The sequence below is a fragment of the Variovorax sp. P4_B10 genome (assembly GCF_056402375.1).
In genome coordinates this window covers 1-10,747 of the sequence record NZ_JBFUHN010000135.1, presented here as the reverse complement: position 1 = coordinate 10,747, position 10,747 = coordinate 1, and the positions used below count along the sequence as shown (strand labels likewise).

Sequence of the window (10,747 nt, the reverse complement as noted above, 5' to 3'; positions counted from 1 at the left end):
CCCCCTCTGCAGGGGTGCGTTCACTCACAGTTGGCCGGAAGAATTCCGGTCCTTCATTTGCTGGTTGATGGACACGAGGTTGTCGTGAATGCGGAACAGCAGGATCAGCAATTCGCTATAGACGCGAACCATGATCGCGCCGAAAACAAGAATACCGATGGCAGCCAGGAAACGGCCCTGAAACAACGACACGACGGTCATCGCAAGCACACCCAGCAGCCCGAGGAAATACAGTATCCGGATGATGATTGGCGTCACCATCTTGTCGAATCCCAGCAAATCTTGCATTAACCTTCTCCTCGTGTATTGATTTAAAGCAGTGGAACTGAGGGGATCTTCACCCCCTATACGCGCAGGATGCGCTCGCCGCGCCCGATGCCGCTGGCACCGGTGCGGACGGTCTCGAGAATAGCGCTACGGTCGATCGCTTCAAGAAAAGCATCGTTCTTGCCGTGATCGCCGGTGAGTTCGATGGTGTAACTCTTGTCAGTGACGTCGATGATGCGGCCACGGAAGATCTCGGCCATGCGCATCATCTCTTCGCGTTCCTTGCCGACTGCCCGCACCTTCACCATCATGAGTTCGCGCTCGGTGTAGGCGCCTTCGGTCAGGTCGACGACCTTCACGACTTCGATCAACCGGTTCAGGTGCTTGGTGATCTGCTCGATCACGTCGTCCGAGCCGTTGGTGACGATGGTCATGCGCGAGAGGCTCGAGTCCTCGGTCGGCGCGACGGTCAGCGATTCGATGTTGTAGCCGCGGGCCGAGAACAGGCCCACCACGCGGGAAAGAGCACCCGGCTCGTTTTCCAGCAGCACTGCAATGATGTGTTTCATGTTTGCGTGACTCCTCTTTTCGCCGCCCTCCCCCGTGCACGGTAATGCGCGGGCTTGGCGGGCAATAGATTCGTCAGTAAAGAGTTAAGCGAATGCGCCGACGATCAGAGATCTTCGGAGCCCAACAGCATTTCGGTGATGCCCATGCCGGCCTTCACCATCGGGAACACGTTCTCGGTGGGGTCGGTGCGGAAGTCCATGAACACCGTGCGGTCCTTGAGCTTGCGCGCCTCACGCAGCGCCGGCTCCACGTCTTGTGGACGCTCGATCAGCATGCCGACGTGGCCATAGGCCTCGGCGAGCTTCACGAAATTGGGGAGCGCATCCATGTAGCTGTGGCTGTAGCGGCCGGAGTATTCGATCTCCTGCCACTGGCGCACCATGCCCAGGTAGCGGTTGTTGAGCGAGCAGATCTTGATCGGCGTGTTGTACTGCAGGCAGGTGGAGAGTTCCTGGATGCACATCTGCACAGAGCCTTCACCCGTGATGGTGAACACTTCCGAATCGGGCTTCGCGAGCTTGATGCCCATGGCGTACGGAATCCCGACGCCCATGGTGCCCAGGCCACCCGAATTGATCCAGCGGCGCGGCTCGTCGAAGCGGTAGTACTGCGCGGCCCACATCTGGTGCTGGCCCACGTCCGACGTGATGTATGCGTCGGCGTCCTTGGTCATGTTCCAGAGTGTTTCGACCACGTACTGCGGCTTGATCACGTCCTTGTTGCCACGGTCGTACTTGAGGCAATCGCGCGAGCGCCAGGCCTCGATGGTCTTCCACCAGTCGGCCAGTGCACCGGCGTCGGGCTTGGTGGTGCTCTCGCGGATCATCGAGATCAGTTCGGTGAGCACATCCTTCACATCGCCGACGATCGGGATGTCGACCTTCACGCGCTTGGAAATGCTCGACGGGTCGATGTCGACGTGAATGATCTTGCGTTCGTTCTGCGCGAAGTGCTTGGGGTTGCCGATCACGCGGTCGTCGAAGCGCGCGCCCACGGCCAGCAGCACGTCGCAGTTCTGCATGGCGTTGTTGGCTTCGATGGTGCCGTGCATGCCCAGCATGCCGAGGAACTTGCGGTCGCTCGCCGGATAGGCGCCCAGGCCCATCAAGGTGTTGGTGACCGGGTAGCCCAGCATGTCGACCAGCGTGCGCAGCTCGTTGCAGGCGTTGCCCAGAAGCACGCCGCCGCCGGTGTAGATGTAAGGACGCTTGGCCGCCAGCAACAGCTGCAGCGCCTTGCGTATCTGCCCACCGTGGCCCTTGCGCACCGGGTTGTACGAGCGCATCTCGACCTTGTCGGGATAGCCGGCGTAAGGCGTCTTCTTGAAGGAAACGTCCTTGGGCACGTCCACCACCACCGGGCCCGGACGGCCGCTGCGTGCGATGTGGAAGGCCTTCTTCATCGTCATGGCCAGATCCTTCGGGTCCTTGACGAGGAAGTTGTGCTTGACGATGGGGCGCGTGATGCCGACCGTGTCGCATTCCTGGAAGGCGTCGAGGCCGATGGCCGCCGTCGGCACCTGGCCCGAGATGATCACCATCGGGATGGAGTCCATGTACGCCGTGGCGATGCCGGTGACCGCATTGGTCAGGCCGGGGCCCGAGGTGACCAGCGCCACGCCGACTTCGCCGGTGGCACGGGCATAGCCGTCGGCTGCATGGACCGCCGCCTGCTCGTGGCGTACCAGCACGTGCTGGATGGTGTCCTGCTTGTAGAACGCGTCGTAGATGTACAGAACCGCGCCGCCGGGATAGCCCCAGACGTACTGGACGCCTTCGGCCTGCAGTGCCTTGACCAGCACTTCGGCGCCCATGAGTTCTTGCGTTGGATTGCCGGCGCCAGAGGACGCGGCTGCTGCGGAGATGATTTCCGCCTTCGAGATTTCCATGATCAACCTTTGCGTTTTTTCGGGAACGAAAAACCTTGGGTGCCCCTTGCCAGCCCTTGTGGGGCCGCGCCAGGACTTGAGGCCATAGCCATGAGCGGACTGATGTTCCGCCGGACCTTGACCCGTTTGCCTTTTGACTTGCAAGGCGGATTATGACATTACTGGCTGTTCAGGTTCGCTTCATGTCGCCCGTAAAGCCACCGGGGCATAATCCGCGGCGGAAAACATAAGCGTTCGCTAGACATCCCTTCCCACGCGGCGCGCCCTGCGCCCCCTCTCGCTTGGCCACTGAACAAGAACTCTCCGACTTCCTGAAAAGCGTCGAACGACGCGCTTTCAAGCGCTCGGTCTACCACGTGCGGGACGAAGAAGCGGCGCTCGATATCGTGCAGGACAGCATGATGAAGCTGGCGCAGCACTATGGCGACAAGCCGGCCAACGAACTGCCGATGCTGTTCCAGCGCATCCTGTCGAATTGCACCCTCGACTGGTTCCGCCGCCAGAAAACCCGCCGCGCCCTGTTCTCGAACCTCAGCGACTTCGATTCGGTCGACGACGATGGAGATTTCGATCTTCTGGAGAACTTCGTCTCTCCAACCGACTCTAGGGAAACGGAGAGCGCCGAGGACACAACCCGCCGCAGCCAGGTCTTCCACGAGATCGAGGAGCAGATCGCAGCGCTGCCGGGTCGTCAACGCGAGGCTTTCCTGATGCGTTACTGGGAGGAAATGGACGTCGCAGAGACGGCCGCCGCGATGGGCTGCTCCGAGGGCAGCGTCAAAACCCATTGTTCGCGAGCCGTTCACGCTCTGAGCAAGGCGCTCAAGGCCAAGGGAATATCGCTATGAACACTAAGGTTCCAACCTCTTCTTCTACCGCTGCCGAAGACCAGTTCGGCCAGCGTCTGGTTGCCCGGCTGTCGGCCGGCAACAAGGAGTTGCCGCACGACATCGGCGAGCGGCTGCGCGTTGCGCGTGCGCAGGCCGTGGCCGCGCGCAAGCAGGTCCCGCAATTGCGGACAGCGCCGGAGGTGGTGCGGTCGGGCCGCACGCTCGCGTTGGGCGGTGGCTGGTGGACCCGCATCGGGTCGGTGGTGCCGCTGATCGCGCTCGTGGCCGGTCTCATCACCATCAGCGTGATGCAGGACGACGACCGCGCCAGCGAACTGGCCGAGGTCGACTCCGCATTGCTGACCGGCGACCTTCCTCCCGCCGCCTATACCGACCCGGGCTTTGCCCAATTCCTGAAGGCCGACGGCGCCTCCGACTGAAGAATCCTCTCCTCGACCGAATGCGACGCCGTTCCACTTCCAGCGCAAACACATCCCGCCCGTTGCGCCCGCTCACGGCGGGCGCAGTCGTTTGGGTGGGCGCGCTTGCCGTTGCAGCCTTCGGCCTGACGCTTGCCAGCGCCCAGCCGCATGCCGAGGCCACCAGGGGCGTGGCTGGCCAGCCGGGCGTCGCGGCCTCTGCGGCAGCCAGCCCCAAGGCAGTTCCTGCAACCAAGCCGCTCTGGAGCGAACTCACTGCCGAGCAGCAACAGGCCCTGAAGCCGCTGGCCCCGCACTGGAACACGCTGAATGCAGGGCAAAAGCGCAAGTGGCTGGCACTGTCACGAAACTTCGCGAACATGTCGCTGGATGATCAAGTCACTTTGCACAGCCGCATGATCGAGTGGGCTGCCCTGAGCAATCAGCAGCGCGCCCAGGCACGCCTGAACTTCGCCGAAGTCAAGCGTGTGCCGCCCGACGAGCGCAAGGCCAAATGGGAGCAATACCAGGCCTTGAGCGAGGAGGAAAAGCGCAAGCTCGCCGAGAGTGCCCCGGCCAAGCCCCGCGGTGCCGCCATTCCCGTGCGCCCGGTTTCGTCGCAAAAGCTCGTGCCGGTCCCGGCCGTCACGCCGCCCGGACAGCACACGCCCAGGATCGTGCTGGCACCTTCGCCGGCCCCGATGTCTGCCCCTGCTGCAACCGTCCTGGTGGTGTCGCCGCTCGAACGGGCACCGGCAGCGAGCGTTGTGCCTGTTGCAGTGCCCGCACCTGTCGGTGTTGCATCTCCGCCGGTTCCCGCCGAAGCCCAAGTCCCGGCGCCAGCCGCGACGGCAACCGACCCGCCCCCTTCCGCCCCCTGACCCCAAGACTTCGATGGTTTCCAGCTCTCCCGAGGCTTCGGGGCCCGATCGGCCCGCCTCGCCTGTCTCCACGGCAACCAGCGCTCCTCTTTCGATAGTGCCCGGCCTGTGGCGCCGCATGGCCTGCTGGCTCTACGAGGGCATGCTGCTGTTCGCGGTCGTGTTCGTCTCGGGCTGGCTGTTCAGCACGCTGGGCCAGATGCGCGATGCCATGGACTCGCGCCGGCATCTGCTCCAGGCTTTCCTTTTCGTGGTGTTTGGCGTGTACTTCGTCTGGTTCTGGGCCAAGGGCCAGACACTCGCCATGAAAACCTGGAATATCCGCATCGTCGACATTCACGGCCACCCCGTCAGTCAGCGCCGCGCACTGGCGCGCTACCTGCTGAGCTGGGTCTGGTTCCTGCCGCCGCTGGCTGCGATTGCCCCCTTCAAGCTCTCAGGCGGTGAGTCCACCATCCTGATCTTTGGCTGGGTCGCCGTCTGGGCCCTGCTGGCACGTTTTCATCCCGAGCGCCAGTTCTGGCACGACGCCTGGGCCGGTACGCGGCTCATCACCTCCAAGCCGATGAGTCGCCAATGAGTGCCTTGCCCAAACTTCCCGATCCCGCCGTCAACCCACAGAGGGCCCGCAAGGGCCTCGAGCGCGTCTGGCATGCCACGCTGATTTCGCTGCATGGGCTTCGCGCCGGCTGGAGCGAGCCCGCCTTCCGGCAGGAAGCCATCCTCGCGATCGTGATGATTCCCGTGGCCTTCTGGCTCGGGCGCAGCTGGGTCGAGGTAGCGCTGCTCGCCGGCAGCGCGATCCTGGTGATGATCGTCGAGCTGCTCAATACCGCCGTGGAAGCCGCCATCGACCGCATTGGCCCCGAATGGCACGACCTCTCCAAGCGCGCCAAGGACATGGGCAGTGCCGCCGTGCTGCTGTCGCTCACGCTGTGCGGCGGCATCTGGCTGGCGGCGTTGTGGCAACGCTTCATGTCATGAGAAGGCAGGCAGCCTGCGGCATGATGGCAGGATGAATCCTGAATTTTCGATCTGTGTGTATTGCGGCTCGCGCCCTGGCGAGCGCCCCGAGTTTTCCCAGGCTGCGCAAGCGGTCGGCCAGTGGATCGGCCAGCACGGCGGCCAGCTGGTCTACGGCGGTGGCCGCACCGGCCTGATGGGTACGGTGGCCGAAGCCACCCGCCTCGCCGGCGGCCGCGTCGTCGGCATCATCCCCAAGGCATTGGTCGACAAGGAACTGGCCAATCCGCTGTGCGACGAGCTGCATGTGGTCGACACCATGCACGAGCGCAAGGCCATGATGGGCGAGCGTGCGGACGCCTTCGTGGCCCTCCCGGGCGGCATCGGCACCTTCGAGGAACTGTTCGAGATCTGGACCTGGCGCCAGCTCGGCTACCACGACAAGCCCACCGGCATCCTCAACACCGCCGGCTACTACGACGGCCTGCTGGGCTTCCTGGCGCACAGCGTGCGCGAAGGCTTCATGGGCGAATGGCAGATGGCGCTGATCCGCACCGGCACCGACGTGCCCGAACTGCTCACGGCGCTGCGCGCCGAAGTGCCGCTCCACCCGCGCGAAGACCGGCTCTCGGAAAACCTCTGAACCAGGCAAGTCCCCGGGTCATTCCAGAAATACCGGTGGAACCGGCTCCGCCGGGCCACTGGTATTGCCCCCGGTAGGGGGAAGGCAAAGCGACACGAAGTGCGTGAAGCCTGGGGGCGAGCCCTCAAACTGCGTTTTCGTTCTCTTCGCCGGTGCGGATGCGCACGATGCGCTCCACGCCGGTGACGAAAATCTTGCCGTCGCCGATCTTCCCGGTGCGCGCAGAGTTGACGATGGCCTCGATGCAGCGCTCCACATCGCCCTCGTTGACGACCACTTCCACCTTCATCTTGGGCAGGAAGTCGACCACGTATTCCGCCCCTCGGTAGAGTTCGGTGTGCCCCTTCTGGCGGCCGAAGCCCTTGACCTCGGTCACGGTCAGGCCGGTGACGCCCACTTCGGCCAAGGCCTCGCGCACGTCCTCGAGCTTGAAGGGTTTGACGATGGCGGTGATCTGCTTCATGGTTTTCGTGCTCCGGCGGTTTCGTTGAATTTGCTGGTGATAGGGTAACGCCAATCCTTGCCGAAGCTGCGGTGGGTGACCCGGATTCCGACTGGCGCCTGGCGCCGCTTGTATTCATTGATCTTGATGAGCCGCGCAACCCGCTCGACCACCGCGCGTTCGTAGCCCGCGGCAATGATCTCGTCGATGCCCTCGTCGTCCTGCATGTAGCGTGCCAGGATTCCGTCGAGGATGTCGTAGGGCGGCAGGCTGTCCTGGTCGGTCTGATCCGGCCGAAGTTCGGCGCTCGGGGGGCGCGTGATGATCCGCTCGGGGATCGGCTCGGTACCGGTGCCGTACGGGTCATGGGCATTGCGCCAGCGTGCCAGCGCGAACACCGTGGTCTTGAGCAGGTCCTTGATGACCGCGAAACCACCCGCCATGTCGCCATAGAGCGTGCAGTAGCCGGTGGCCATTTCGCTCTTGTTGCCGGTGGTCAGGACGATCGAGCCGAACTTGTTCGACAGCCCCATCAGCAGCGTGCCGCGGATGCGGGCCTGGATGTTTTCCTCGGCCGTGTCTTCGGGGCGGCCCTTGAATTCCTCGGCCAAGGCGCCCTTGAAGGATTCGAAGGTGTGCTTGATCGAGATTTCGTCGTAGCGCACGCCGAGGCGGCTGGCCATCTCGCGCGCGTCGATCCAGCTGATGTCGGCGGTGTAAGGCGAAGGCATCATCACCGCTCGCACCTTGTCCTTGCCGAGTGCATCGACCGCAATGGCGAGCACCAATGCGGAGTCGATGCCGCCCGAAAGCCCCAGGATGGCGCTTGGGAAGCCGTTCTTGCCGATGTAGTYGCGCACGCCCAGCACCAGTGCGTCCCACAGCTGCGCTTCGGCCTCGCGCGGCGCGGCGATGGCCGCKGGGTCGGCCACGAAACCGACGCCCTGCGGCGAGCGCTCCAACTGCGCAAAGACCACTTTCTCCTGGAAGCTCCCGGCCTGCATGGCAAGCGCACCATCGGCCTGCAGCGCGAAGGAGGCCCCGTCGAACACCACCTCGTCCTGCCCGCCAACCAGGTGCGCGTAGACCAGCGGCAGGCCCACGGCACGCGCGCGGTCGGCCATGCGCGCCACGCGCTCGCCCTCCTTGCCCACGTGGTAAGGCGAGGCATTGATCACGGCAAGCATCTCGGCGCCAGCCCCGTGCGCCAGTTCGGCCGGCTGGTCGAACCAGGCGTCCTCGCAGATCAACAGGCCGACCGAGACGCCACCCGCTTCAAACACGCAAGTGCCCTGCCCCGGCGTGAAATAGCGGCGCTCGTCGAACACCTGATAGTTCGGCAGCTCGCGCTTGGCGTAGGTCTCGAGGATGCGGCCTTCCTTGATCACGCTGGCCACGTTGTGGCGCATCTGCACTGCCACGGAGCGGCTGCGCAGGCTGCCGCCGGTCGGATGCCCCACCACCACGACCATGTCTTTGAGGTCGGCCAGCGCTGCGGCGATGCCTTTCACGGCATCATCACAGGCTTCGGTGAAGGCGGGACGGAGGAACAGGTCCTCCGCCGCATAGCCGGCGATCGAGAGTTCGGGCGTCAACAGAAGACGCGCACCCTGCGCATGGGCATGGCGCGCGGCGTCGACGATCTTTTTCGCATTGCCGGCGAGGTCGCCCACCACAAAATTGAGTTGCGCGATGGCGAGCTTGAGCGTCATACAGAAGGAAGAAAAAGGCTTGAACGATTATGTCATTCGGGTTCTCGCGTCGCTGGCCGACGTGAGCCCGAAAGCCTGGAACGCGCTGCTCGCCGCGCAAGCCGAGCCCTCGCCTTTCATGCGCCACGAGTACCTTGCGGCGCTGCACGAGAGCGGCAGCGCATCGCCCGCGAGCGGATGGATGCCGCAGTTCGTCACCCTGTGGCGCGGCAAGCAGCTGGAAGCCGCCTGCCCGCTCTACATCAAGGACCACTCCTACGGCGAGTACGTCTTCGACTGGGCATGGGCCAACGCCTACGAGCAGCACGGGCTTGCCTACTACCCCAAGGCGGTGATCGCGGTGCCTTTCACGCCGGTGCCGGGCACGCGCCTGCTCGCTCGCGATGCGCAGAGTCGCACGCTGCTGGTGCAGGCCGTGGTGGCCTGGTGCAAGGAAGAAGAACTTTCGTCCCTGCACCTGCTGTTCGGCGCGGAAGCCGACATCGCCGCCTGCACCGAAGCAGGGCTGATGCTGCGCAACACGGTGCAGTTCCATTGGACGAATGTGGCCCCCACGCTCGGCATTGACGTGTCTTCGCTGCCCTCCGAGGGGAAGCGTTTCGCCTTGGGACGGCCCGGCGGCGAAACCGGCTACCCGGACTTCGACACCTTCCTCGCCAGCCTCGCGCACGACAAGCGCAAGAAGATCCGCCAGGAGCGCCGCAAGGTCGCCGACGCAGGCGTGAGCTTTCGCTGGTCGCGCGGCGCGGACATCACGAAGGCCGACTGGGATTTCTTCTACCGCTGCTACGAGCGTACCTACCGCGAGCACGGCAACCCGCCCTACCTCAGCCGCGACTTCTTCCAGCGCATGGCCGACACCTTGCCCGAGGCCTGGCTGCTGTTCGTCGCCGAGCGCGATGGAAAACCCATCGCAACCAGCCTGATCGCACTCTCCACGCAGCCGGACGAACCGCTCGTCGCCTACGGCCGCTACTGGGGTGCCCTGGAGCGCGTCGACTGCCTGCACTTCGAGGCCTGCTACTACCAGCCGCTTGCGTGGTGCATCGCGCATGGCGCCCAGCGCTTCGAGGGCGGCGCCCAGGGCGAACACAAGATGGCGCGCGCGCTGATGCCGGTCAAGACCACCAGCGCGCACTGGCTGGCGCACCCGGCGTTCTCCGATGCGGTCGAGCGCTTCCTGGAGCGCGAGGGCGCAGGCATCGAGAACTACATGGACCACCTGGGCGAACGCAGTCCGTTCAAGGCCGGTTGAGAGGCGGATGGCGGCCGAGTGCAGCGCGCCATCCGGGGCTGCTATAAACGCGCCCAATACCAAACAACAGAGGGAAATCGATGCCATTCGTCGGACTGGGGCTGCACGTCCTCATTGCGCTGTTTTTCGCCATCCATGCCATGCGGAACGGCCGCCAGATGTACTGGCTCTTCGTTCTTTTCAGCTTCCCGCTGCTGGGCAGCATCGTGTACTTCGTGGTCGAGTACCTGCCCGCCTCGCGGATGCAGCGCACCGCGGGCAAGGTGGCGACGGCCGCCATCGGCTTCCTCGACCCCGAGCGCGAATACCGCGCGGCCGCCGAGGCCTACGACCTGGCCCCCACGGCCCAGAACAAGCTGCGCCTTGCAAAGGCCGCACTCGACAGGGGCCAGGCCGCCGATGCCGTCGGGCACTACCGGGATGCCCTGAAAGGCCCCTTTGCATCCGATCCCGAACTGCAGTTCGGGCTGGCCAGTGCCCTGATTGCCGAAGGCAGCGCGGCCTCGGCACGCGAGGCGCAGCAGGCACTGCAAAGCCTGCGCGCCGCACGCGACGACTACCGCAAGGACGAAGTCGCCGTACTCAACGCCCGCGCACTGGCCGCCGAGGGACGCCATGCGGAAGCGCGCGAGGCCTTCGAAGAGGCGCTCGGCAAGCACAACACCGTCGAAACGCGTGCCCGCTACATCGCCTGGCTGGCGCAGCAAGGCGATGCCGCCGTCGCACAACGCCAGTGGAACGAGCTCCAGCAGGCCGCCCGCCACTGGAACTCGCATGCACGCTCGGTCAATCGCGAGTGGATGCGGCTGGCCGGCGACGCGGTCCGGGGCTGAGGCGCCTCAGCCCCAAGGGCATGGCGCCCTTGGCCATTCGGCAC

13 protein-coding genes are annotated in these 10,747 nt (G+C 64.7%); 8 read left to right on the top strand and 5 right to left on the bottom strand.

The genetic code is table 11. The annotated features are described in order from the left end of the window. Nucleotides 1-24: 24 nt before the first annotated feature. From AC1DXX_RS32270 to AC1DXX_RS32260, 3 genes are all read right to left on the bottom strand, one after another. Nucleotides 25-288 (bottom strand): DUF4282 domain-containing protein, encoded by a 264-nt coding sequence (locus AC1DXX_RS32270; protein ID WP_478138277.1) that lies wholly within the window; start codon nucleotides 286-288, stop codon nucleotides 25-27. Between the two features lie 56 nt (nucleotides 289-344). Beyond that, nucleotides 345-836, bottom strand: coding sequence for an acetolactate synthase small subunit (gene ilvN, locus AC1DXX_RS32265; protein ID WP_478138276.1), 492 nt, complete (start codon nucleotides 834-836; stop codon nucleotides 345-347). Between the two features lie 104 nt (nucleotides 837-940). Beyond that, nucleotides 941-2,725 carry an acetolactate synthase 3 catalytic subunit gene (locus AC1DXX_RS32260; protein WP_478138275.1) on the bottom strand — a complete coding sequence of 595 codons (1,785 nt, stop codon included), beginning with the start codon at nucleotides 2,723-2,725 and terminating at the stop codon, nucleotides 941-943. A gap of 281 nt (nucleotides 2,726-3,006) precedes the next feature. Here AC1DXX_RS32260 and AC1DXX_RS32255 point away from each other — a divergent pair, with 281 nt between their 5' ends. From AC1DXX_RS32255 to AC1DXX_RS32230, 6 genes are read left to right on the top strand one after another with little or no spacing between them, the layout of a single operon-like run. Then, nucleotides 3,007-3,573, top strand: a complete 567-nt coding sequence (locus AC1DXX_RS32255) for an RNA polymerase sigma factor (RefSeq protein WP_478138274.1) — start codon at nucleotides 3,007-3,009, stop codon at nucleotides 3,571-3,573. Beyond that, nucleotides 3,570-3,995 carry a DUF3619 family protein gene (locus AC1DXX_RS32250; RefSeq protein WP_478138273.1) on the top strand — a complete coding sequence of 142 codons (426 nt, stop codon included), beginning with the start codon at nucleotides 3,570-3,572 and terminating at the stop codon, nucleotides 3,993-3,995. The genes AC1DXX_RS32255 and AC1DXX_RS32250 overlap by 4 nt, the downstream gene beginning before the upstream one ends. Before the next feature lie 20 nt (nucleotides 3,996-4,015). Then, nucleotides 4,016-4,855 carry a DUF3106 domain-containing protein gene (locus tag AC1DXX_RS32245; protein WP_478138272.1) on the top strand — a complete coding sequence of 280 codons (840 nt, stop codon included), beginning with the start codon at nucleotides 4,016-4,018 and terminating at the stop codon, nucleotides 4,853-4,855. Between the two features lie 13 nt (nucleotides 4,856-4,868). Continuing rightward, nucleotides 4,869-5,435, top strand: coding sequence for an RDD family protein (locus AC1DXX_RS32240; protein WP_478138271.1), 567 nt, complete (start codon nucleotides 4,869-4,871; stop codon nucleotides 5,433-5,435). Beyond that, on the top strand, nucleotides 5,432-5,839 hold the full coding sequence (locus AC1DXX_RS32235) for a diacylglycerol kinase (protein ID WP_478138270.1): 408 nt from the start codon (nucleotides 5,432-5,434) through the stop codon (nucleotides 5,837-5,839). The genes AC1DXX_RS32240 and AC1DXX_RS32235 overlap by 4 nt, the downstream gene beginning before the upstream one ends. Nucleotides 5,840-5,870: 31 nt before the next feature. After that, the gene (locus AC1DXX_RS32230) at nucleotides 5,871-6,461 is read left to right on the top strand and encodes an LOG family protein (protein WP_478138269.1); all 591 of its coding nucleotides are present in this window, start codon (nucleotides 5,871-5,873) and stop codon (nucleotides 6,459-6,461) included. 124 nt (nucleotides 6,462-6,585) lie between these two features. Here the strand turns inward: AC1DXX_RS32230 and AC1DXX_RS32225 are convergent, their stop codons facing one another. Then, nucleotides 6,586-6,924 (bottom strand): P-II family nitrogen regulator, encoded by a 339-nt coding sequence (locus tag AC1DXX_RS32225; protein WP_012747471.1) that lies wholly within the window; start codon nucleotides 6,922-6,924, stop codon nucleotides 6,586-6,588. Continuing rightward, nucleotides 6,921-8,615, bottom strand: coding sequence for an NAD+ synthase (locus AC1DXX_RS32220; RefSeq protein WP_478138268.1), 1,695 nt, complete (start codon nucleotides 8,613-8,615; stop codon nucleotides 6,921-6,923). The genes AC1DXX_RS32225 and AC1DXX_RS32220 overlap by 4 nt, the downstream gene beginning before the upstream one ends. A gap of 19 nt (nucleotides 8,616-8,634) precedes the next feature. Here AC1DXX_RS32220 and AC1DXX_RS32215 point away from each other — a divergent pair, with 19 nt between their 5' ends. Both AC1DXX_RS32215 and AC1DXX_RS32210 read left to right on the top strand, forming a co-directional pair. Further along, the gene (locus AC1DXX_RS32215) at nucleotides 8,635-9,870 is read left to right on the top strand and encodes a GNAT family N-acetyltransferase (protein WP_478138267.1); all 1,236 of its coding nucleotides are present in this window, start codon (nucleotides 8,635-8,637) and stop codon (nucleotides 9,868-9,870) included. Between the two features lie 80 nt (nucleotides 9,871-9,950). Next, on the top strand, nucleotides 9,951-10,703 hold the full coding sequence (locus tag AC1DXX_RS32210; RefSeq protein ID WP_478138266.1) for a hypothetical protein: 753 nt from the start codon (nucleotides 9,951-9,953) through the stop codon (nucleotides 10,701-10,703). The last annotated feature ends 44 nt before the right edge of the window (nucleotides 10,704-10,747 follow it).

Bases quoted from the DNA above. Each gene is read 5' to 3' on its own strand.
- AC1DXX_RS32270 (WP_478138277.1), bottom strand. From the start codon at position 288: ATGCAAGATTTGCTGGGATTCGACAAGATGGTGACGCCAATCATCATC.
- ilvN (WP_478138276.1), bottom strand. From the start codon at position 836: ATGAAACACATCATTGCAGTGCTGCTGGAAAACGAGCCGGGTGCTCTT.
- AC1DXX_RS32260 (WP_478138275.1), bottom strand. From the start codon at position 2,725: ATGGAAATCTCGAAGGCGGAAATCATCTCCGCAGCAGCCGCGTCCTCT.
- AC1DXX_RS32250 (WP_478138273.1), top strand. From the start codon at position 3,570: ATGAACACTAAGGTTCCAACCTCTTCTTCTACCGCTGCCGAAGACCAG.
- AC1DXX_RS32245 (WP_478138272.1), top strand. From the start codon at position 4,016: ATGCGACGCCGTTCCACTTCCAGCGCAAACACATCCCGCCCGTTGCGC.
- AC1DXX_RS32240 (WP_478138271.1), top strand. From the start codon at position 4,869: ATGGTTTCCAGCTCTCCCGAGGCTTCGGGGCCCGATCGGCCCGCCTCG.
- AC1DXX_RS32235 (WP_478138270.1), top strand. From the start codon at position 5,432: ATGAGTGCCTTGCCCAAACTTCCCGATCCCGCCGTCAACCCACAGAGG.
- AC1DXX_RS32230 (WP_478138269.1), top strand. From the start codon at position 5,871: ATGAATCCTGAATTTTCGATCTGTGTGTATTGCGGCTCGCGCCCTGGC.
- AC1DXX_RS32225 (WP_012747471.1), bottom strand. From the start codon at position 6,924: ATGAAGCAGATCACCGCCATCGTCAAACCCTTCAAGCTCGAGGACGTG.
- AC1DXX_RS32210 (WP_478138266.1), top strand. From the start codon at position 9,951: ATGCCATTCGTCGGACTGGGGCTGCACGTCCTCATTGCGCTGTTTTTC.